The sequence below is a fragment of the Pseudocnuella soli genome (assembly GCF_004347775.1).
GTDB classification, from domain to species: domain Bacteria; phylum Bacteroidota; class Bacteroidia; order Chitinophagales; family Chitinophagaceae; genus Flavisolibacter; species Flavisolibacter aquaticus.
Genome location: NZ_CP037755.1, coordinates 3,271,497 through 3,294,672, shown reverse-complemented (window position 1 = coordinate 3,294,672; position 23,176 = coordinate 3,271,497). Strand labels below are relative to the sequence as shown.

Annotated in this window: 19 protein-coding genes; 12 read left to right on the top strand and 7 right to left on the bottom strand. The window is 50.2% G+C overall.

Annotated elements, in window-relative coordinates; translation table 11 throughout:
• Nucleotides 1–13 precede the first annotated feature (13 nt).
• The gene (locus EPD17_RS13500; protein WP_132054990.1) at nt 14–556 is read left to right on the top strand and encodes an NUDIX hydrolase; all 543 of its coding nucleotides are present in this window, start codon (nt 14–16) and stop codon (nt 554–556) included.
• Between the two features lie 42 nt (nt 557–598).
• Here the strand turns inward: EPD17_RS13500 and EPD17_RS13495 are convergent, their stop codons facing one another.
• Together EPD17_RS13495 and EPD17_RS13490 are read right to left on the bottom strand one after the other, a co-directional pair.
• Nucleotides 599–1,912, bottom strand: a complete 1,314-nt coding sequence (locus EPD17_RS13495; protein WP_132054988.1) for a bifunctional folylpolyglutamate synthase/dihydrofolate synthase — start codon at nt 1,910–1,912, stop codon at nt 599–601.
• Nucleotides 1,913–2,051: 139 nt separating this feature from the next.
• Nucleotides 2,052–2,924 carry a hypothetical protein gene (locus EPD17_RS13490; protein ID WP_132054986.1) on the bottom strand — a complete coding sequence of 291 codons (873 nt, stop codon included), beginning with the start codon at nt 2,922–2,924 and terminating at the stop codon, nt 2,052–2,054.
• Nucleotides 2,925–3,255: 331 nt separating this feature from the next.
• Between EPD17_RS13490 and EPD17_RS13485 the strand changes: the two genes are divergently transcribed.
• Nucleotides 3,256–3,735, top strand: coding sequence for a CHRD domain-containing protein (locus EPD17_RS13485; RefSeq protein WP_132054984.1), 480 nt, complete (start codon nt 3,256–3,258; stop codon nt 3,733–3,735).
• A gap of 33 nt (nt 3,736–3,768) precedes the next feature.
• Here the strand turns inward: EPD17_RS13485 and EPD17_RS13480 are convergent, their stop codons facing one another.
• From EPD17_RS13480 to EPD17_RS13465, 4 genes are all read right to left on the bottom strand, one after another.
• Nucleotides 3,769–4,683 carry a DMT family transporter gene (locus tag EPD17_RS13480; RefSeq protein ID WP_132054982.1) on the bottom strand — a complete coding sequence of 305 codons (915 nt, stop codon included), beginning with the start codon at nt 4,681–4,683 and terminating at the stop codon, nt 3,769–3,771.
• Nucleotides 4,684–4,749: 66 nt separating this feature from the next.
• Nucleotides 4,750–6,054, bottom strand: coding sequence for a radical SAM protein (locus EPD17_RS13475; protein WP_132056291.1), 1,305 nt, complete (start codon nt 6,052–6,054; stop codon nt 4,750–4,752).
• Entirely contained in the window at nt 6,051–6,671 is a 621-nt protein-coding gene (locus EPD17_RS13470; protein ID WP_132054980.1) for a hypothetical protein, read from the bottom strand. The genes EPD17_RS13475 and EPD17_RS13470 overlap by 4 nt, the downstream gene beginning before the upstream one ends.
• Complete coding sequence (locus EPD17_RS13465) at nt 6,672–7,715, bottom strand: agmatinase family protein (protein ID WP_132054978.1); 1,044 nt, start codon at nt 7,713–7,715, stop codon at nt 6,672–6,674.
• 379 nt (nt 7,716–8,094) lie between these two features.
• Here EPD17_RS13465 and EPD17_RS13460 point away from each other — a divergent pair, with 379 nt between their 5' ends.
• The 8 genes from EPD17_RS13460 (at nt 8,095) to porG (ending at nt 19,220) form a co-directional block, all read left to right on the top strand.
• The gene (locus EPD17_RS13460) at nt 8,095–8,529 is read left to right on the top strand and encodes a cytochrome c maturation protein CcmE domain-containing protein (protein ID WP_114233818.1); all 435 of its coding nucleotides are present in this window, start codon (nt 8,095–8,097) and stop codon (nt 8,527–8,529) included.
• A gap of 6 nt (nt 8,530–8,535) precedes the next feature.
• Entirely contained in the window at nt 8,536–11,001 is a 2,466-nt protein-coding gene (gene ccsA, locus EPD17_RS13455) for a cytochrome c biogenesis protein CcsA (protein ID WP_132054976.1), read from the top strand.
• A 73-nt stretch (nt 11,002–11,074) separates the two neighbouring features.
• Entirely contained in the window at nt 11,075–11,722 is a 648-nt protein-coding gene (locus tag EPD17_RS13450) for a DUF4294 domain-containing protein (RefSeq protein WP_132054974.1), read from the top strand.
• 167 nt (nt 11,723–11,889) lie between these two features.
• Complete coding sequence (gene bshB1, locus EPD17_RS13445; RefSeq protein ID WP_240040623.1) at nt 11,890–12,633, top strand: bacillithiol biosynthesis deacetylase BshB1; 744 nt, start codon at nt 11,890–11,892, stop codon at nt 12,631–12,633.
• A 49-nt stretch (nt 12,634–12,682) separates the two neighbouring features.
• Entirely contained in the window at nt 12,683–13,753 is a 1,071-nt protein-coding gene (locus EPD17_RS13440) for a fatty acid desaturase family protein (protein ID WP_132054972.1), read from the top strand.
• 575 nt (nt 13,754–14,328) lie between these two features.
• A complete protein-coding gene (locus EPD17_RS13435) occupies nt 14,329–17,019 on the top strand; it encodes a 4-alpha-glucanotransferase (RefSeq protein ID WP_132054970.1) in 2,691 nt (896 codons plus the stop codon).
• Between the two features lie 154 nt (nt 17,020–17,173).
• The gene (locus EPD17_RS13430; RefSeq protein WP_132054968.1) at nt 17,174–18,193 is read left to right on the top strand and encodes a dipeptide epimerase; all 1,020 of its coding nucleotides are present in this window, start codon (nt 17,174–17,176) and stop codon (nt 18,191–18,193) included.
• Between the two features lie 157 nt (nt 18,194–18,350).
• On the top strand, nt 18,351–19,220 hold the full coding sequence (gene porG, locus EPD17_RS13425) for a type IX secretion system protein PorG (protein ID WP_132054966.1): 870 nt from the start codon (nt 18,351–18,353) through the stop codon (nt 19,218–19,220).
• 107 nt (nt 19,221–19,327) lie between these two features.
• Here the strand turns inward: porG and EPD17_RS13420 are convergent, their stop codons facing one another.
• On the bottom strand, nt 19,328–19,897 hold the full coding sequence (locus EPD17_RS13420; RefSeq protein ID WP_132054964.1) for a hypothetical protein: 570 nt from the start codon (nt 19,895–19,897) through the stop codon (nt 19,328–19,330).
• A gap of 163 nt (nt 19,898–20,060) precedes the next feature.
• Here EPD17_RS13420 and EPD17_RS13415 point away from each other — a divergent pair, with 163 nt between their 5' ends.
• A complete protein-coding gene (locus EPD17_RS13415; protein WP_132054962.1) occupies nt 20,061–21,983 on the top strand; it encodes a menaquinone biosynthesis decarboxylase in 1,923 nt (640 codons plus the stop codon).
• A gap of 126 nt (nt 21,984–22,109) precedes the next feature.
• A complete protein-coding gene (locus EPD17_RS13410) occupies nt 22,110–23,015 on the top strand; it encodes a TraB/GumN family protein (protein WP_132054960.1) in 906 nt (301 codons plus the stop codon).
• Nucleotides 23,016–23,176: the final 161 nt, after the last annotated feature.

The window sequence follows — 23,176 nt, the reverse complement described above, 5'->3', positions numbered from 1 at the left end:
GACTTTTGCCGCTATGAAATGGAAAGTGCTGCACTCTGAATATTTGTTCAACCAGCCCTGGCTTACCGTTCGCAAGGACCATTGCCTGCTGCCCAACGGGAAAGAAATTCCTGCATTTTATGTAAATGAATATCCCGAGTGGGTGAATGTATTTGCCCTGACCGATGAAGGCAATGTAGTGATGGTAAAACAATACCGCCACGGCATCGAGCAGGTGAGCATCGAATTACCGGGAGGCGTAGCCGAAAAAGGCGAAGACCTGTTGGAGGCCTGCCAACGCGAATTGCTGGAAGAAACCGGTTACGAGTTTGAGCAATGGGAGTTTTTGGGTAAAGTATGTGCCAACCCCAGTACCACCAACAACTTCACACATTTTTACCTGGCAACCAAGGGCCGTAAAGTGGCCGCGCAAAACTTGGATGAGGAAGAAGATTTGGAAGTGTTGGAGCTGCCATTGGACGAAGTAAAACGCATGGCCCTTGAGAATGAGATTGTACAAAGCCTGCACACCAACGGGATATTTTATGCGCTGCTCCGGCTGAATAAAATGGGCTGATCGACGCTTCTTTAGTTTAAATAATAGCTAGGCTTAAATATTTTAACGCGGCGATGAACGAAACCGTTTACGGTCAACCTCGCCAACCAAAAATACAGATCCGCAAATCAGCACTAAATCATTGGAGCTTGCAACTTGCAGCGCCGCATCAATGGCTGTATTTACATCGGGGTATTCCTTTCCGGTCAAACCATTTTGCGCTGCCTTTGATTGCAGTTCTGCCGTAGGCAGGGCCCGTGGAATGGCGGCCTGTGTAAAATAATAGGCGGCACCCTTTGGCAGCAGTTGCAGCACCGCGCCGATGTCTTTGTCTTTAACCATGCCCAACACAAAATGCAGTTTGCCAAATCGGTGCTGACCAACATGGTGGAGCACCTGCTGCATGCCGGCCGCATTATGCGCCACCTCCAAAACCACTGCCGGAGCCGTTTGCAAAACCTCCCAACGGCCCATCAACCCGGTTAAGGTTTGCACCTGGGCAAGGCCCGACGCAATTTGGTCTTCCGATATTTTCCAACCACATTGCTGCAGTACCCGGATTGCCATCAACGCAGTTTGCACATTTTTTAATTGGTACATGCCGGGCAGATCGAGCTTTAGGTGCAGCGGTTCGGTGGCGTCTTTCTCGGCAAGTTCAACCTCGAGATGCGTAGGCGCTGAATTATATTCGACTACAGAAAAATGATCCGCGGCATAAAAGATCGCGGCATTATTTTCTTTCGCTGTTGCATCAAAAACAGGGTCGGTTTCTGCATGCCGTTCCCCGATGACAACCGGTACAATTTCTTTAATAATGCCCGCTTTTTCCGCAGCGATCTTTGATAGCGTGTCGCCTAGCAAATCGGTGTGATCAAAGCCAATATTGGTGATGACACTCACCTCTGGGAGAATCACATTGGTGCTGTCCAGCCTGCCGCCCAAACCGGTTTCAATAACGGCGATGTCCACATGTTCTTCGGCAAAATGCTGAAAGGCCATAGCCACGGTTAGCTCGAAAAAAGAAGGCTCCAGCCGGTCTATTTCTGGAATGATCCCGGCAACGAAATCTTCTACTTTCCGCTCCGGCATCATCTGCCCGTTGATGCGGATCCGTTCCCTAAAATCGTGGAGGTGCGGCGACGTATACAAGCCGGTTTTGTAGCCAGCCTGCTGCAGCACTGCTGCAAGCATATGGCTCACCGATCCTTTGCCGTTGGTGCCGGCCACATGAATGGTTTTAATTTTCCGCTCCGGGTTGCCTAAGTGGTCGCACAGCGCAATGGTATTGTGCAGGTCTTTTTTCATTGCAGCTGCGCCAATGCGGCTAAACAGCGGCAGGCGGGTGTACAAATACTGGAGCGTTTCGGGATAATTCATGCACCGCAAAAATAAAGCGGGGAGATTTCGTAATGCCGACTTTGGATTGAAGATTTACGATTGGGGTGCTCAAAAAGAGAAGGGCCGCAAACTGCGGCCCCTAAAATCGTCATTCCAAAATCGTCAATCGTAAATCCCGTTAACCTTTTACTTTAAAATTAAAGATCACCGTTCCTTTTTGGCCGCCATCGGATGTGCCCAGTTTTAACTGGAAGGCACGCCTGCGGGCAATATCAATAAGACTGCGGCTGCTGGTGGTGGAACCCCTTGGCTGAAAAGTAGCATTGGTCACTTTCCCGCTGGCATCGGCTTCCACATCCATAGCTATTTTCGCGTTTTCATTAAAATCATCTTCAAAGCTTTGGTCGGAGATCTGCAACACCCGAACACCAAAGTTTTTACGCGGCCCGTTGTAGTTGTTGCTGTTGGGGTCGCCGCCGGGTCGTCCCTGGTCGCCGGTACCGCCGGCAATGCCTTCGCTGCCGCCTTTTTGATAAGTATCAGCACCGTTGCCGCCATTGCCGGTACCCCCAACAGTGCGGCCCAACACTGCCCGTGGTTTGGGCGGGGCAGGCGTGGGGTTAACCACCGGTTCGGGATTTGAGACAGGTTTTGCCACCGGCTTGTTGTTTTCCGAAATCTGCGTAGCCTTCGGTGTGGTTACCGCCGGTTTGCTGATGGCAACTGCATCGTTATTCGGGCGGTCGTCCGTATCCACATCTTTTGCATCGTTGGTGGCCGTTTGCGTGGCTTGCGGTGGCGTGTACGCCGGTGCAGCCGCAGGTGCCGGCTCGCCGGGCAACAGTGGCTGGTCGGAACCAAAACCTTCATCGCCGCTACCCAAATTCACCTCCAGTTCCTCGGTAAGTATCGGAGGGTCAACAACGGGCAGGGGCCATTTTACCAGAAAAAAAAGCAACAGGAGGCCGCCTGCAACACCAAGGGTTACAAAACCCGCCTTGCGGTTTTTTTCTTTTTCAAAACTTGCCAGCATGATCGATAGATTCTGCATACAAATGTAACGGGTGTTTCCGATGTGGGCTAAACGAAACAAAAGTGGCACAAATTGCCCTGAATCGCCGCATCTCCATTTTGTTTTAACAAAGAAAATTACTTCATTAGTCCTTTGGCAAGTTTAAAAAGATCGCGGTTCATTGGATAGCAGCATTTGTTTTTAAAAGGCAATTTGTACTGCAGTAAATCCAAAGAAGCGTAATCGGACAAACATAACTGCAGCAAACCAAGCGAGACAGCCTTAAGTAAAAACATATGCCAAGGCTGGCAACCTTTTTTATATATAAACGTATCCTTGCTTAATTGAGCAACAATTACAAACCTTGAATATGAAATCAACTAGACTATTTTTCCGGAACTGGATGTTATTAGGTATGCTGGCACTGGGTACCAGCCTGAGCGGATGCTACAGCAACGAAAGCGACCTGGCCGACGGCACCATGTTGTTCCGCAGCACCGGGTCGGGTGCACAGGAGCGGCCAACCCCCGTTGTAACCGCAGCTTCCGGCTCCATGACGGGCCGCTACGAGCCGCAAACCCGGCGTTTTACCTACACTATATCCTGGAACCGTCTTACCGGCGATCCACTAATGATGCACTTTCATGGCCCGGCAACGCCAGAGTCTGTGGCACCACCAGTAGTGACCATCACGGGTTTCCCGGCCCGCACTTCTGGGTCAGTATCCCAAACTGTAACCCTTACTGAGGAGCAAGCGCAACAACTGATGAACCAGCAATGGTATTTTAATATCCACACACCTATGTATCCCGCCGGCGAAGTGCGGGGGCATGTAATGATGGGTAAATAAGCGCAGAAAGATTTTTTAAAATGGGCCGCGGCATTATGCCGCGGCCTTTTTGCTGTTGGCCAAAATTAGTCCCGCCATGATCAGCAGCCCGCTCCACAAATGGATGGTTTGTACCGGCTCGCCTAAAATGGCCACCGCCTCAAGCGTGCTAAACAGTGGAATGAGGTTGCCAAATACCGCCGTGCGGCCCGCACCTAGCCGACCAATCGCGAGGTTCCAGATCAAAAAGGCGATGACGGAGGCACCTAATCCTAAATAAAGGATCACGGCCGCCAAGCCCGGTGTCCACTGAACTGCAGGCTGCGTGCCTTTTTCCCAAATGTAAACGGGCAGGAGCATGAGTGTGCCCATCGCGAAAATGGTCCACAAGAAAGAAATGCTCTGCAGTTCTTTGGGTTTGCGCCGCACCAGGATGGTGTATACGGCAAAGGAAAAAGCGGCAGCCATCACCCACACATCGCCGGCAGCAAACCGAAAATGGCGCAATACCTCCCAACTGCCTTTGGAAAGCAGCAATACCACACCGGCAAAACTCAGCGCCATACCCGCCAGCCTGAGCGGTGCAATCCGTTCTTTTAAAAAGATAGCGGCCAGCAGTAGGGCAAAGAACGGGGAGGAAGTGGTGCCAATAAGTGCGAGGTTAATGGCGGGCGAATAATGGCCGGCCACATACACCAGCGTGTTGAACACGGCAATGCCGGTGAGGGCCGTCCAGAAAAGGTAGGGGAGTCTGGACTTGAGTTGTGGCCAATCCTGCCGCACTTTGGGCCATGCAATGGGCAATAAGAGCACCATTGCCGTGAGCCACCGGAAAAAACTCAGCGTTACCGGCGGCACCTGGTTTATGATGCCCCGCGCCACAATAAAATTGCCCGACCAGAGCAGTGCTGCAGCTACCGCAAATAAAATTCCCTTTCGTTGTTCCTGTGCCAGTGCGCTTGCCTGCATGTGGATGAGCGAATGATTTTAAATAAAAAAGCCGCACAACTTTTCAAATGGTGCGGCTCTTATTTTTTAGTGGGCAAAATCCCGATCATATTGTCCTTCAATGCGTTCCATCGGGGGATTGTAGTAGCCAAACTTGAGGTGCGGAAACTCTTCGCGGATCAATTCCATCAATTGCTTCACGCCTAAAATTTCACCGGTGTCCTGAACGCCGATTTTACCCAGGTACCAATCCGGGTCAATATTGAAATTGCGCCACTGGATCATGCGGAGATCGGTGTCAATGATCAGTTTGCGCAGCGCTTCATATTCGGCCACCGAATCGGTCATGCCCGGAAATACAAAATAATTGATGGAGGTCCAGCCGCCATAACTCCGCACCACTTTCAGGCTTTCAATAATGTCGTCAAAATCGTAGTTGTTGGGGCGGTAATAAGGCATGTAAATCTCCCGACGGGCCGAGTTGGTGCTTACGCGGATGGAATTCAGCCCAGCTTCGCACAGCAATTTCACCGCATCCGGTTTAGAACCGTTCGTGTTGATATTGATGCTGCCTTTGTCGGTATGCTTGCGAATTTCAATGATCGCGGCCCTGATCGTTTCCCACATCAGCAGTGGCTCGCCTTCGCAGCCCTGTCCAAAGCTTACTATCGGGAACGGCGCCGTTTCCAGGTGCGGAACGGTAAACTCCACAATTTCCTCCACCGAAGGTTTAAAAGTCAGGCGATCCTGAGTCGAAACAATATTTTCTTCCTCCGGCTGGAACGAAATACAGCCAATGCAGTTGGCATTACAAGCTGGCGATGCCGGCACCGGGCATTCCCAGCGGCCCATAAAAAAATTGCGGGCAGCGGGGCAGTGGTAGGTAAGCGCACAATTATTAGCCAGGTGGTTCACCAGCCGGTTGTGTGGGTATGCCTCGATCAAGCTGCTTACACCAGATTCAATTTTACCCGTATCAAAACCACCACATTCCTGGCGGATGTCATTTTCAATGCGAATGGCCGGAACGTAAAACTTATTGTCGAGCCAACCCGCAGCCGTGTAGCAAAACAGGGGCAGGGTAGGTGCATCAGGGGCCGTTTCGTAAGCGGCAATATAAAAACCGGTATGCGCCGGTGGCACAAAAGCCGCTACGGCCCATCCTTTCTGGCAAAGCCGCATTTCGCCGGTGCGTACATCAATGCCAATGCCGCGGCGGCCCGGCAGCTCGTACAATTGGCCACCCGCCGGCAGCTCAATCCACTCGTCTTCCGGGATGGGCAGGGCATCCCACCCACTGCGGCCAACCACATACAGGGAGGTGTCTTCAAAAATATTTCCCTTGCCATCGGAGTACATCAGGTAGGGCGATTGCTGTATTACCACGGTCATTGATTTATTGGTGAACGGCCGGCTGCCTTCCCAATCTGGTGGCGGCAAAAATCCTGCAGCTTTTCGGCTGCATCCGGGCTCAAAGGTTCTTTAAGTTCCAGCTGCAAAAATTTGTTGGCGGGTAGGTGCAGGGTCAAAAAGTCGGGGCGCAGCGTAACCGATTCAATTTGCTCCCAGTCCAGTTTTTTTACACCAAACCCGTTCGGAAACGAGAGTCCGTTAGTGCTAACCAGCACTTGAGGCTTTTGCAGCGCCACCCGGTCGGTAAAGGCAAGCATGGCCGACAGCGCCGCCCAAACCAAAACCGGTATCGCCTTGCCCCAATTTTCGGCCTGCACAAATGCAATGGCCAACGATAAAAAGGTAATCGCTTGGAGCAGTCGGATCCAAAAATTGGCCTTGCCCTTCGGGTCCAGCTTTTTTCGGAAAAAGCCATACACCAGCGATACCGCTGCCACAAAGTATAATGGGGCTAGGTCGGCCAGCCGGTCGTATTTCAATACAAGCACGGCGCTTTCTGAGTTAGCAATTAAAAAAAAGCCGGCAACAAGGTGCAACAACCCAATGGTTTTGCGCCTTTTGTCTAGGCCCGATAACTGAACAGGAATATAAAACATTTATCTGGGATTGCTGGAAACCAGCAGGTTGCACAATTTAAATAATACCCGGGCACCCACATTTGCATCCCATCCGGTTTCACCAATGCTTACTTCATTGAGGTCGAAACCAATGATTTGCCTGCCCGATTCCTTTACCTTTTTAAACAAATAGAATACCTGTTCGGTTTCAAAACCACCCTGTACCGGAGTACCGGTATTGGGGCAAAGTTTAGGGTCCAAGCCGTCGATATCAAACGAGATAAATACTTTTTGCGGCAGCTGGCTCACAATTTCTTCCACCACCTGGCGGAAAGTTTCCCCTTCATATTGACGTGTCCTGATGTCGCTGTCGTAGTACACCGAAATGCGGTCGCTGTTCTCCGCTACAAAATCAACCTCGCCACCCGAGTAGTCGCGGATGCCTACCTGCACTAGTTTTTTCAATTGCGGAATTTCCTTCAGGGCATTGTACATGATGCTGGCATGCGAGTACACAAAACCTTCGTAGGCTTCGCGTAGGTCGAGGTGTGCATCAATTTGCAGGATGCCGAAATCACCCCATTTTTCCGCAATGGCTTTGTAAAAACCCAGCGGTGAGCTGTGGTCGCCGCCCAGCAGGCCCACCAATTTGCCGGCATCGAGCAGCGCCTTGGTTTGCTGGTACACCCAATTATTGAGGAACACCGACCCTTCGTTCACATCTTTCAGGGTTTTGCACATAAACTGGTTGTCCTCAACCAGATCGCCTTTTGAAATATAGTCGATGTAGAGTTCGGCTTCTTTGCGCAGGTAGTCGCTTTTCAGCAGGATCTTTTTGTCCGATTCCCGCATGTAAAATCCTTCCTTCCAGCCATCGGGCACATCGGGGTCAAACAGGTCCACCTGGAGGCTGGCCTTGAAAATATGCTCGGAGGAACGAGAGGTGCCTGAGCCATAGCTAACCGTTACTTCCCAGGGCACTGGCAAAATCACCAGCCGTGCATCGGCTTCGGTAAACGGCAGTCCAAAGATATTGTTGTTGGGATTTCCGGCGCTGTCCGGGTCAAAATGAGAAAGGTCCATTCCTGCAAAATTTAAAGCGGTGCAAGTTAAGCCGCAATAACCAAATAGAAGGCTAAAAGAAAATGGTAACAAAAGCTTTCGGCATAATGATGCAGACGGTGGCGGTGTATTTAAAAAATGGAACGCGATAGATTTTATCAACCACGTGATAAAATGTTTAGAAATGGCGACGGTTATTTATATAAACGGAACGATATATCGCCAGCAATAAACGTGGTAAAGCAGCCGCCAGTGTGGATTTGGCGTAATCCGTCCAAACCCTGCCATAATAAACGAAAAGCAAATGGTTTCTAAAAAAAATCCAAAAGCGCCAAAACAGGTTTAAGTGGTTCCCTGCTGACAGATTTTTGACATAACTTCGCATGCAACTAAGGAAACAATGAAAAAAATTCATATTGTTCTGTTGATCCTGATCGTTGCCGGCATCTCCGGAATGTCCTTTTTTATAAAAGACCTCACCACCTACGAAACCTTTGAATCTGCCGCAGACAAGAAGGAGCAGTTTGTAGTAGTAAAGGTAAAACTGGACCAGTCGAAGCCCATCTATTACGACCAGCTGAAAGATCCGAACTACACTGAATTTTATGCCCTGGACCAAGATGGCAACAGCCGAAAAGTGGTGTATAAAAACGCCAAGCCCACCGACATTGAAAAAAGCGAAGGCATCGACCTGAACGGTTATATGCGCAACGACCATTTTGAATGCACCAAGCTGCAAATGAAATGTCCTTCCAAATACAAGGACAACCTCGAACAACAGCAAAAGGCACTGCCTTCTACTGCTGCATCAAGTACCACCGAATATAAATACTAAGCCCTGATGGATTTTGTAGGCGAACACTTGCTGCCCGGGAAGCTCGGGCATTTTTTGCTGCTACTTTCTTTGGTTTCATCCATAGCAGCGTCGTTTAGTTACATTAAAAGCGTACAGAGCCGCTCTCTTGCCGACGAAGGCCGCCAATGGAAAAAACTGGCCCGCATCTTTTTCATTACCGAGGCCCTGTCGGTGTTCATCGTCTTTGGGCTGCTGTACTACATTGTTCAGAACCACCTTTTTGAGTATAAATATGCCTGGCAGCACAGCAGTAAAACGCTGGAGCCCAAGTACCTCCTCGCGGCCATTTGGGAAGGGCAGGAGGGCAGCTTCCTGTTGTGGAGCATTTGGCATTGCGTGCTGGGCCTGATCGTGATCTGGAAGGAGCGGGAATGGGAAGCACCCGTGATGGCGGTGGTTTCTGCTGCGCAGGCCATCCTCGCCACCATGGTTGTGGGCATCACGTTATTTGGTGTAAAAATCGGCTCCAACCCGTTTGTGCTGCTGCGCAATACCATGGACGCCCCGATCTTTTCGCAACCCGATTACCTGTCGATGATCCAGGACGGTAACGACCTCAACCCGCTGCTGCAGAACTATTGGATGGTAATTCACCCGCCGGTGCTGTTCCTGGGTTTTGCGTCCACGCTTATTCCTTTTGGTTATGTGGTGGGCGGTCTTTGGAAAAAAGACTTTACCGGTTGGACCAAACCCGCATTGCCTTGGGCCCTGTTCTCGGGCGGCGCCCTTAGTCTGGGCATTATGATGGGTGCGGCATGGGCTTACGAGTCGCTGACCTTTGGTGGCTACTGGGCTTGGGATCCGGTGGAAAATGCATCGCTGGTGCCCTGGCTGGTACTGGTGGGCGGCATCCACTCGCTGCTCATCTTCCGGCATACCGGTAATGCGTTGCGTACCACTAGCCTGTTTTTTATCCTGTCGTTTTTGCTGGTGCTGTACAGCACTTACCTTACCCGCAGCGGCGATCTTCAGGATACTTCGGTACACGCCTTCACCGGCGAAGGCATTACCCGTGCCCACCTGCAGGTATTCCTTTTTTCTTTTGCAGTGCCCTCCCTGTTTATATTTTTCCGCAGGTACAAATCCATTCCATTCATTGCAAAGGAGGAAGAAGCTTCTTCCCGCGAATTCTGGATGTTTGTAGGCTCGCTGGTACTGTTCCTCTCCGGTTTGTCCATCATCCTGATGACCTCGGTTCCGGTGATCAATAACATTGCTTCGTTTTTCATCAGCGACTCCAAGCTGTTTACGCCGCTGGCTTTTGGCGAAGACACGGCATTTGCCTACAACCGTATTCAGGTGTTTGTTGCCATCATCATCGGCCTGCTCACTGGTTTTGGAATGTATTTGAAGTATCGTCAGACCGGTAAGGAATCCCTACGCAAGATTTGGCTTCCGGCCATCGTATCAGTGGTGATTGGCGGGCTGATCATTTGGCTGGGCGATGTCAATTATTCGGAAAAAGGTGCGGGCTACCTGGCAGCTGTTTGGCTGGCCCTGATTGCTGCCGTGTACGCCGCTGTTGCCAACGCCGCTTATATCTGGACTGGCATGAAAGGCAGCATGCGCCGTTCCGGTGGCGCCATTGCCCACCTGGGTTTTGCGCTGATGCTGGTGGGTATTCTTATTTCTTCGGCTAAAAAAGAAGTGTTGTCGTACAACACCAGCGGCATCTTCATCAATTTTGGCGAAGGCAGTAAGGAGCAGGCCGGCGAAAACCTGACGCTGGTAAAAGGCATGCGCAACGACATGGGGAAATATTGGGTAACCTACGAAGAGGAATCAGCGCACCCCGAAAAACCCCTTTGGTATTACCACCTGCGTTTTGAGTATAAAAAAGACTCGACCAAGGACTTTGTATTGAAGCCAAATGCATTTGTCAACTATAAAGGCAACGAAGGCCTGATGGCCAACCCCGATTCAAAGCATTATTGGGATCATGATGTATTTACCTACATCACCTCGCTGCCCGACCCGGAAAAAAACAAAGACACCTCCACATTCCTGCCTAAAAAAATGCGGGTAGGCGATACGGCGTTTTACTCGAAAGGTTTTGCGGTGCTGCAAAACCTCGAAAACCACCGCGATATCCCCGGCGCCAACTTTACGCCGCAGGATAGCGTAACACTGGCCACGCTGAAAGTTTTTGCAAAAACAGGATCGGAATACACGGCCAAGCCCGTGCTGATCAACAAGGGCGGCGCGGTGCTGGCCGAGCCGGACACCATCACTGCAGAAAGCCTGGTGCTGCAATTGCAGAAAATGGAAGGCAACAAAGCCACGGTTGGTTTTAAAGAATCCAGCTCGGTAATGCAATATGTAACTTTAAAGGCGTACAAGTTCCCGTTCATTAACCTGCTTTGGCTCGGTACCATCATGATGGTGATTGGTTTCTGGATCGCTATGATGCGCCGGATCGAGACGAACAAGGTTTCGCTAAAGAAAATTTAATCTTTAACAATACAGCTATTTTAGAGGTTCGGGTGTCATTAATGCATCCGAACCTTTGTATTTTTAAAAGGATATGTTCCGTACAGTTTTTTTGCTTTTACTGCTGCTTACCGGAGGATCTGCCCTGGCTCAGGTGCCCGATTCCATTGCGCGGAAATGGGGCCCCAACGACACCATGACGGTGGTGGCCATCATTTACGGCGGTGAAAGCATGCCGTATAAAGAACTGGAAAATGTATACGTATCGAACCTCAGCGGCGAGGCACTGGCGCAGGCCATCCAGAAATACAACCGGCTGCGCAATGCGGTGTATGTTACTTACCCTTATGCCCGGGTGGCCGGCGTGACGCTCAACGAGGTGGCTTACCGACTGCAATATGTCAAGGGCAAAAGCGAACGCCGGAAAGTCATCAAAAGCAAGGAAGAGGAGCTGCGCAAACAATTTGCTGACCCGCTTACCAACCTTTCGGTGTACCAGGGCCGGGTGCTGATGAAACTGATCAACCGGCAAACCGGCAACAACTGCTACGAAATAATTAAAGAATACCGCGGCGGCCTGAATGCACGGCTATACCAGACCGTGGCATTTTTCTTCGGCTCCTCACTCAAACAAGATTACGACGCACAGCAAGACGCCACCGACCGGCAGATTGAAGCCATTGTGCGGGAAATTGACGGCGTTTGGTACAACAACCCGTTCCGGCCGGGAATAAGACAGTAGGGATTTACGATTTTGGATTGACGATTTACGATGGAGGGCTACACAATCGTCAATCCGAAATCATATAATCGTCCTAACGTTGACGCTGCTCAGTTTGCCGATGCGGCATTTAACTTATCTTGCGCCACTATTAATCACCAACAGCACGGGTCCGTAAAAAGCCGGATTTGTTATTACGCATGAAGCTGGACATCTTAGCCATTGGCGCCCACCCCGATGACGTGGAACTAGGCTGCTCGGGCATTCTCATCAAAGAACGGAAGAAAGGAAAAAAGGTAGGCATTATCGACCTGACGGAAGGTGAATTGGGCACCCGCGGTACCGTGGAAACCCGCTACGCCGAAGCCGCCGAAGCTGGCCGCATTATTGGCGTTTCGGCCCGGGCAAACCTGCAGATGCGGGACGGCTTTTTTCAAAACGACGAGGCGCATCAATTAAAACTGATTGCTGCCCTGCGTACCTACAAGCCTGAAATTGTGATTGGTAATATCCTGGAAGACCGCCACCCCGATCACGGCCGGGCCGGCCACCTGATTTACGATTCCTGTTTTTTATCGGGTTTGCGCCAGGTAAAAACCTGGGACGCCGATGGCGACGAGCAGGAGCACTGGCGGCCAAAGTATTTGTTGCATTATATCCAGGACCGGTTTTACGAGCCCGATGTAATTGTGGACATTTCGGATGAGTGGGAGGAAAAACTCCAATCGATTGTAGCCTACACCACGCAGTTCAACAGCGCTGCAGGCGATGGCCCGCAAACTTATATTTCCAGCCCAGAATTTTTAGACGCAATTACTGCCCGGGCCCGACTTTTGGGCAAGCGGATTGGCGTGAAATATGCTGAGGGTTTTCTTTCCAAAAAAAATATCGGCATCCACAGCCTGGATGCGCTGGTGCTGCAGGAAACCTAAAGCACCCAAATAACCATTGTATTTCGTTCATTGTTAATTGTTATCGCACATGTCCACTCCCAAATTTGCAACGCCGCCGCCACCTTCATTCCACGCCGAACTAAAAGCGCGGATCAACAACTATTTTAAGGAAACCGGTAAAAAACCCACGGGCAATGCCGTGTTGTACTCCAAGGCCATTATCCTGATGGTGGCTTTTATTTCGCTGTACGTTCACCTGGTGTTTTTTACACCGGTTGTTTGGGTGGCTATTTTGGAATGCGTGCTGTTGGGTTGCGTGGTTTCGGCTATCGGCTTCAACATCATGCACGACGGCGGCCACGGTTCGTTCAGCACCAACAAAGTGCTCAACGAGGTAGCTGCTTTTTCGCTGGAAGTATTGGGCGGTTCTTCGTTTATGTGGAACATGAAACACAATGTGATCCACCACGCTTACACCAATATTGATGGCGTGGACGACGACATCGACATCCAGCCTTGGATGCGCATGAGCACCACGCAGCCCAAATACAAATTGCACAGATACCAGCATATTTATTTCTGGATACTGTATGCGTTGTTGTACATCCTTTGGGTGTTTGTGATGGATTTCCAGAAATACTTCAAAGCCCGCATCGGTGCCATGCCGCTGAAAAAAATGACGGCCTGGGATCACGTTGTGTTTTGGTCGTTCAAGGTATTTTACCTGTTCCTGTTTGTGGTGCTGCCCATTTACACCGTTGGTTTTGTAAGCTGGCTGGTAGGGTACCTCATTTTTGGGATCGTTACCGGGTTGGTTATTTCCATTGTGTTCCAACTGGCACATACCGTTGAGCATACGCATTTTCCCATGCCCAATGAAGACACCGGTAAAATGGAAGACGAGTGGGCCATTCACCAATTAAAAACTACTGCCAATTTTGCCCCGCGGAACAAAGTGATTTCCTGGTTTGTGGGCGGGCTCAATTTCCAGGTGGAACACCACCTGTTTCCAAAAATCTCGCATGTGCATTACCCGCACATCAGCCGCATCATCAAGCAAACCTGTATGGAGTTTGGTGTGCCTTATATCGAGTATCCCAAAATGCGCCATGCGGTTGCATCGCATGTGGCGTTTTTAAAAGAAATGGGCAGAAAATAAAAAAAATGCCACACGAAAAAGGAGCGATGAAATATCGCTCCTTTTTTTATGGAGTAACCCCAAAAGGGTTTATTGAAAACTAATGGTTAAATGGACGCCTAAGCAGAGCTTAGATGATGTCCATGGCTTTTACAAAAAACAGCGTAACAAAAGGAATGATCAGCGTAAGCCAGGGCCAGTTGGTGAAAATGGCAAAAAGCAGTGCAGCTGTGGAAATAAAAAACAACAGCCAGTATGTTCCTTTCGACTTTTTTGTGCTTCCATGTCTTGATCAAATTTAGCGCAAAAATAGGGGAGGCAAGCCTACCGAACAAAAATGCCTTGAATCTGCACAACATCAGCACAAACTTGAAACAAACCGCTTATTTTCGCTAAATGTGTAATTGATACACAACCTGCCCGTTGCTTGCCATTTGCCTTTGCCCGGGATGGGCCCGGTTTTTTATGGGTCGAGAACCGGTTGGCGAAATGTGCGGACGTTTTAAAAAAACGCCACGTCATTTTTCAAACTGGTTATAGGCAAAATAAATCACCGGCAGGTACAAGCTAAACCGGAACAATTCAAAAGAGAAAAGATGAGAATTGATTTTTACATTCGTTACCGCACCCATTTTGGACAAAACCTGTTCATCGAAGGTAATCTTCCCCAACTGGGCGATGGCGTTCCAGAAGCCCGAATGCCCATGCAGTTTTTGAACGAAGACTGGTGGCAGGCTTCCATCGAGGTGGACGAAAACGAATACCGGTCGGTTCATTACCAATATGTTTTTATCGACGAGCACGGCCAGCAGGTAAATGACGGCGAAGGCGAACGCATCCTTTCGTTCAAGAATTTTTCCGGCCATGTTACGGTCTATGATGCCTGGGTTTTTTCGGGCAGCCCCGAATTGTCTTTTTATACGGCACCTTTCCGCAACATCTTTTTGCCGCAGGTCAAAAACCCGAAGGTGAAGGAGCCCAAAACATTCACGCATTTGTTCCGCATCAAAGCTCCGCTGCTCGCCAACGGCGAAGTGCCCTGCCTGCTGGGCAGCTGCGATGCGCTGGCCAACTGGAACACCGAAGAGCCGGTGCTGATGTCCCGCCACGGCGACTGGTGGGAAGCAAAGGCCGACCTGTCGGACGAAGCTGGCCCCATTGCTTATAAATACGGCATTTACAACCACAAGGAAGAGGCTTTTGTTCGCTTTGAAGAAGACAGCAACCGCCTCTTTAATGCCGATCACCTGCCCGGCCGCCAGGTAGTGTTGCAGGATGGGTTTATCCGCGTCCGCGCCAACAAATGGAAAGGTGCCGGCGTTGCCATTCCGGTGTTTAGCCTGCGCAGTCAAAATTCCATGGGCATCGGCGAATTTACCGACATCAAATTGCTGGCAGATTGGGCTTCAGAAGTGGGCCTGAAGATCATTCAACTACTGCCCATCAACGATACCAATGCCACGTTTACAGCAAAAGATTCTTACCCCTATGCCGCTATTTCGGCTTTCGCGCTGCACCCGGTGTACATCAACCTGTCAAAAGTTGGGGGTAAAAAAAGCGCTGCGCTGGTAAAGGATTTGGGCAAAACGCAGAAAGAACTGAACAGCCTGGCCGCGGTGGATTACGAAGCGGTTATTAAATTAAAACTCGACACGCTGCGCCAGTTGTACGAACTGGACGGCGGTACTTTCCGCGAGGAAAAAGAATACGAAACATTTTTCCTTAACAACAGTCACTGGCTGATGCCTTATGCCGCATTCTCTTACCTGCGCGACAAATGGGGCACACCGGATTTTAGCAAATGGAAATCGCACCAAGTGTTTGACCAGACGGAAATTGAAAAGCTATGCCTGCCCAAATCGAAAACATTTAAGGCCATTGCGTTCTGGTATTTTGTGCAATACCACTTGCACCTGCAGTTGCTGGATGCGGTGCAATACACGCATAAAAAAGGCATTGCTGTAAAAGGCGATATTCCCATTGGCATTTACCGCTATGGCGTGGATGCATGGACGGCGCCGCAATTGTACAATATGGACCAGCAGGCCGGCGCACCGCCTGATGATTTTGCGGTGAGTGGCCAGAACTGGGGCTTCCCTACCTACAACTGGCAGCGCATGCAGGAAGATGGTTTTTCCTGGTGGCGCCAGCGGTTCGAGCAAATGAGCTATTATTTCGATGCCTTCCGCATCGACCACATACTTGGATTTTTCCGGATCTGGAGCATACCCACCCATGCGGTGGAAGGTTTGCTCGGTGTGTTTGTGCCGGCATTGCCAATTTCCGTGGCCGAGTTTGGCGAGCGGGGCATTTGGTTTGACGCCGACCGTTGTTGCAAACCTTATATTACCGACTGGGTGCTGGAAAAGGTTTTTGGCTACCATGCCGATGCTGTGCGGAGCCAGTTTTTGTACCAGGATGACCATGGTGCTTACCACATGCAGGAGGCGTACAATACGCAGCAAAAAGTAGCGGCTCATTTTGCGCAATTGCCGGCCAACAGCGATAACGATGCCATCAAATTGGGTTTGTTCCAATTGATTGCCAACGTGCTGCTTTTAGAACATCCAGGTTCGGGGGGACAGGCATTTCATTTCCGCATTTCGATGGACCAAACGCTGTCGTTCCAGGCACTGGACGAACACCTGAAAGGCCGACTGCACGAGTTATACATCGATTATTTCTTCCGCCGCCAGGACGCTTTCTGGAAGGAAGAAGCCATGAAAAAGCTGCCGGCGCTAAAGGCCGCTACCAAGATGCTTATTTGCGGCGAAGATTTGGGCATGGTGCCGCATTCGGTGCCACAGGTAATGCAGCAACTAGGCATATTAAGCCTTGAAATTCAGCGGATGCCCAAAGACATTACCCGCGAATTTTTTCACCCGAAAGATGCGCCTTACCTGTCGGTGATCACACCATCGACCCACGATATGAGCACCATCCGCGGCTGGTGGGAAGAGTCAAGGGAAAAAACACAGCATTTTTACAACAGCGTGCTGGAAGCCTGGGGGCAGGCGCCGTACTATTGCGAGCCCTGGGTGGTGCGGGCCATTTTGCTGCAGCATCTTTTTTCGCCGGCCATGTGGAGCATCTTCCAACTGCAGGACTTGCTGGGCATGAGCGAATCCTTGCGCCGCCAAGATCCGCATGAGGAGCGCATCAACAACCCCGCCGACCCGAATCATTACTGGAATTACCGCATGCACCTGACCCTTGAACAATTAGGCAAGGAAAAGGGTTATAACAACGAACTGCGCAGCTACATACACAACAGCGGCCGCGCATAAAAGCCTATAGGTTCACATGAGAGAAAAAGAGGCCGCCCCGAAAGGGGCGGTTTTTAATTTTATTGAGGCCGGAGTGCAACTCCCAATGCCAATCGCAAGGGCATTGGGCTATTTTTGCACTGGTTTTAAAATCGGTTGACCACTACCCGCATACATGAAGCTTTACTTTGAGTCGCACCAGTTGCCGTTTCGCCACCCGTTCACCATTTCCAAAGGCACCAAAACGCACCAGCCCACCATGGCTGTGCGGCTCGATCATTTGGGCTGGTCGGGGTATGGCGAGGCGCCGGCCATTGCCTATTACAACATTACAGTGGAGCGGATGGAGCTGGAGCTGCAGCGCAAAAAGCTGTTTGTTGAAAAATTTGCTTTTACCGAACCGGAGCGCTACTGGCATTACCTGCATCACCTAATGCCGGTAAACCCGTTTTTGGTGGCTGCGCTGGATACTGCCGGTTGGGACCTTTTTGGGCAAATGAAAGGGCAGCCGCTGAGCAGCCTTTGGCAAATACCGGCTTTGCCGCAATTGCCGCAAACCAGCTACACCATTGGCATTGATACGCCGGAAAAAATGGTGGGAAAAATTGAGGAAAAGCCTTGGCCGGTGTACAAAATAAAACTGGGTACCGATAACGACCTCGCTATTATGGAAGCGGTTCGGGCCAGCACCGATGCACGGCTGCGTGTAGATGCAAATGCGGCATGGACGGCAGGCGAAGCTTTGGAAAAAATAAAAGTGCTGGCACAAATGGGCGTGGAGCTGGTGGAGCAGCCGCTGGCAAAAGACGACTGGGAAGGCAGCCGCATGCTGCGTGCCGAATCGCCGCTGCCCATTTTTGCCGATGAAAGTTGTGTGGGCGAAAAAGACGTGGAAACCTGTACGCCCCATTTTCACGGAATCAACATCAAGCTGACCAAATGCAGCGGTATTACCCCGGCATTGCGGATGATTGAAGCTGCAAGAAATTTAGGCCTGCAGGTGATGTTGGGCAGCATGAACGAAAGCACCATTGGCACAGCAGCATTGGCGCACCTGGCGCCGCTGGTCGATTTTCTGGATGCGGACGGCCCGCTGCTGCTGGCCGAAGATCTGGCCGAAGGCCTGCAATTCAAAGATGGTTTTGTTACGCCTTCAGATGCACCGGGACTGGGTTTGAGGGGATGCCGTTTTTAAATGTGTGCACCTCTTTTTTGCAGCAGTTTATTGTAGCGACACGGCCGCTAATACTGCCGGGCTATACGATGGCAGGTGTTTTTACGTTTTAGCCTTAGTGGCCACACAACAAACTGTGCAGACGGCCCAAAATTTGCTTTAGGCTTAAAAATAGATTATGAAAGGGCTTGGATTGATCCTCATTTTGTTGGTGGCTTTTTTTAACGGTCATGCACAGTGGCAAATTGGTGTGGCCGGTGGCATATCTCAATATCGCGGCGACCTCATTGATCGCTTTTATACCCACCAGATGTCGAAACCCGCATTTGGCTTGCATGTAAAATATGAGGTGACTCCAAGATTGTTGTTGCGTGCAGCATTCAATGCAGGCAAGCTTGTTGGTGCCGATAGCCTCATGAAAAAAGAAAGCCTGCGCTTTCGAAACCTGAGCTTTCAATCGAAGATCACAGAATTCAGTGCGGTGGCCGAACTGCATGCATTCAGGCTCGATGAAAAGCGCTGGTCCCCATACCTGTTTGGTGGCATTGCCGTATTTCATTACGATCCTTACACGTTTGATACAACCGGCCGCAAAATATTTTTACAACCACTGGGCACCGAAGGTCAGGGCATCCCCGGTTACCCCGAACGTTCGTTGTACAGCCGCACACAACTGGCATTGCCTTTTGGCGGCGGTATTCGTTTTGATGTGTCGGACCGCATCACATTGGGAGCCGAGCTTGGTTTTAGGAAACTGTTTACCGATTACCTCGATGATGTAAGCACCAACTACGCCGATGCGCAGGACCTGTTGCTAGCACGTGGCCCCGATGCAGTATCGGTGGCTTACCGTGCCGATGAAGTGCCGGGCGGGTTTACCAATTATCCCGAAAAAGGCTCGCAACGCGGCGGTGCCAACGTTAATGATATTTACTACATGGCGCAACTGCAGCTTACTTACCGGTTCGGTGCCGGTGGCTTTTTCAAAGGCGGCAATGGTGGTGGCAGCCGCAAAGGCCGCTATGGCTGTCCGCCGAACCCGATGTAAACAAAGATCGATTTAAATAAAAGGCGTGACTGCATTCTGCAATCACGCCTTTTTTATGTGCGGCTTTAATGTCCTTGAATTGGTGTATAAAAATTGCTGCGTCGAGCTTACAAATCCACCAAAGCACTAAATCCAAGTGTATTTGTCTTGCTCCGCTCAATACCCTTTTTAAAATAAACGCCGACGGTAACGCCTTGCCCTTTGAAAATTTCCTGCGGCGGCGCTAACCGAAACCCGGCCCTGATTATCGGGCCATAAGTAGCGCCACTAAAATCAGAGGTTTCGCTTGCCTGGATGATTGTTTTGTGGTATCCAAAGCCGGCGCCAAAATGTGCGCCATACATCGATCCGTTATCGGGTGCTGATTTGGCACCAATGTTATAATCCACCACCATCGGCACATCGTACGAAAAGAAAATACCTGCGTCGTTTCCGTTCAGGTCCGATGAAAGGCCAACACCTAAACCTAACGGTGTGCCGATGGAAACCGAATTATTTTCTACTGAAGCGACAATGAATCTTGGGAAATAAGAAAACGCCGTTTGGATCATTGAAAACTCCGATTTTTTTCCGTCGAGAAGCGCAATGTTGCCGCCGTAGCTGTGCATGAGGTTTTGGGAAAATGCAGCGGTGGTGGCGCCGACAAAAAAAGTTGCCAACAAAATTCTTTTAAGCATGTTGTTTTGGTTGTGCAGTTATTATTGAAATAATTGACGGCACAAAAATAGACAAAATGGAACAAGCCCATCAATAAGGCGTTTTTTGTCAAGGCATTAGTATTTGAAATGACCCGCGTCAGGCACAGTTTGTTTTGACGCTGTACCTTTGCCCCCAATCATTATGGCGTATAAAAATCAAAAAGAATTCATTGATGCCCTGGAGCGGGCCGGTGAGTTGGTCCGTATCAGGGAATACGTAGACCCAAAACTAGAGATTGCAGAAATTACCGACCGCGTTTCTAAAATGCCCGGTGGCGGCAAGGCTTTGCTTTTTGAAAATACCGGCTATGCATTTCCGGTGCTGATGAATGCCTATGGCTCGGAGCGCCGGGTATGTATGGCTTTGGATGTAGCCGAGTTGGATGATGTGGCCCGCGAAATCGAAGGCCTGTTTCACATGCTTTCTGCACCGAAAGAAGGCATTTTGGATAAATTAAAAATGCTACCCGAGTTGGGCAAATTTGCCTCCTGGATGCCCAAGGTACGCAGCGGCCGTGGCGAATGCCAGCAGGTGGTACTCACCGGCGATGCGGCAGACATCACTAAACTCCCGGTTATTACTTGTTGGCCAAAAGACGGCGGCCCGTTTGTAACCCTGCCCGTAATCCATACAAAAGAGCCGAACAGTGGTGCCCGCAACGTGGGCATGTACCGCATGCAGGTGTTTGGCCCGCAGCTTACCGGTATGCACTGGCACAAACACAAAGTGTCGGCCAAGCATTTTGGCGAGTATAAAAAATTGGGTAAACGGATGCCGGTAGCAGTGGCCCTCGGCGGCGACCCGGCATATGCATATAGCGCTACTGCGCCACTCCCCGAAAACGTAGACGAATACATGCTGGCGGGTTTCCTCCGCAAGAAGAAAGTGGAGTTGGTAAAATGCATCACGCAGCCCGATATTGAAGTGCCTGCCGATGCAGATTTTATTATTGAGGGCTATGTCGATCCCGCCGACGAACTGATTTGGGAAGGCCCGTTTGGCGATCATACCGGCTATTATTCGCTGCCCGACTTTTATCCGCGTTTTCACATTACTGCGATCACGCACCGCAAAGATGCCGTGTACCCAGCCACCATCGTGGGCATTCCGCCGCAGGAAGATGCATGGCTCATTAAAGCCTCCGAACGCATTTTCCTGGCGCCCATGAAAATGACCATGGTGCCCGAAATTGTAGACATGGACATGCCCGTTGAAGGCGTGGCCCACAACCTGGTGATTGCACAAATTGATAAAAGCTATGCGGGTCAGGGTCAAAAAGTGATGAATGCCATGTGGGGCGCCGGACAGATGATGTTCAATAAAATTTTGGTGGTAGCCGATAAGGGCGTGAAGATCCAGGACTACGAAGCGCTGGCGCAATACGTATTCAAACACCTGAACCCGGCTACAGATATTTCCATAGCACAGGGCCCGATGGACGTGCTGGACCACAGCTGCAGCAAACTAGGTTTTGGTGGTAAAATGGGCATCGATGGCACTGCCAAATCCGACGAAGAAATAGCTGATGATGCAATGGTTGCAGAAGATGGTAACTGGGATATGAGTTTCCTGAACGCTTTTCCGGAAATCACCAATGTCAACGCCTCATTGTTGCCCAAAGGCATTCCAGTGCTGGTAGTGGCAGTTGAAAAAACCAAACGCAACCAGGTGCGTGACCTGCACGATGCTATTTGCAGCCATGCAGCAGCAGAGAGTGTGAAGATGATTTTGTACGTGGAGCACACGGTCGATCCGCAGGATTTGGGTGTAGCGCTCTGGCGTTTTTGCAACAATATGGACCCTCGCCGCGACTATAACCTGGTGCAGCGCCCTTCGGAAACACAGCCTGGGAAAACCTTTGCCTGCATGGGGCTGGACGGCACCCGCAAAACAAAAGAGCTGGATAATTTTCAACGCGATTGGCCCAATATCATCGTAGCTGGCGACGCAACCATTGCATCGGTAGATGAAAAATGGAACAAGCTTGGATTGGGTGCATTTGTGCCCTCACCATCCCTGAAATTCAAACACCAGATTTATGGTGAAGAGGCCGTGGTGCAATAAGCATGGCCTGAATATTTTGTGATATAAATGGGTCGGTTTGCAGCGGGCCCATTTGTTCTTTTTCAGTAAATTACTGGGTATTACATTTTTGCAATTTTTACTTTAATCAAAACGAAAACCTCGATAATGAAAAAGTTTTGCATGGGTTTGCTGGTGATGCTGGGGCTTACGGCCGGTGCGCAAAACAGCAATACGCAAACCCTATTGTGGCGGGTTAGTGGCAATGGGCTGGCCAGCCCATCGTATGTGTTTGGTACCATTCACATGATCTGCGCCGACGACATACAATTAAGCGACAGCCTAGTGAGTGCCATTGGCCGCAGCAGCCAGGTGTACCTGGAGCTGGACATGGACAACCTGTTTGAAATGATGGGCGCCATGCGCAAAATGAAAATGCGCGGCGATACCACGCTTGCCGACCTGCTTTCGGAAGAAGACTATGCAAGTGTAAAAGAGTTTTTTAAGAACAACAAAAGCCCCATCCCGTTTTCGATGCTCGAAACATTCAAGCCGATGCTGGCTGCCAGTACGCTGATGGAATCGGCGTTGACTTGCAGCAACGCCATTGCTATGGAGCAACTGGTAATGAAAGAGGCCAAGAAGAACCGCAAGGATGTGAAAGGCTTGGAGTCGATGGCCTATCAATTGAGCATTTTCGACAGCATTCCGTACAAGCTGCAGGCAGAGCAACTGGCGGCCTATGTAAAGAAAAACCACACGCCGGTGGAAACGCAAAAGGAGTTTGCAGAATTGGCCAAAGCATACCGCATGCAGGACCTGAAAAAAATGGAACAACTGACCGTTGAAGAAGATATGGGCATGTCGCACTTTACCGACCTGCTACTGTACAACCGCAACGCTAATTGGGTTGCCAAAATGCAGGGCATCATGAAAAGCAATGCCGCAGTGTTTGCAGTAGGAGCGGGGCACCTGCCCGGCGACAAGGGCGTACTGAGCCTGCTGCGCAAAATGGGTTACAAAGTGGAGCCGGTGGAGAACAAGATGGATAAGAAGCTGACGAGGGAAATGTAAGTCGTGAGTTTGTTAAGTTCACTGGTTCACAAGTTCACGAGTTTAGGTTCAATTTAAAATAGAAAAGGGTTTTATGAAATGCTGGATAATTTCCGGCTAATCATAAAACCCTTTTTATTTTTTCCAATTCACCGGCGCTTATTCAACTTGTGAACAAGTGA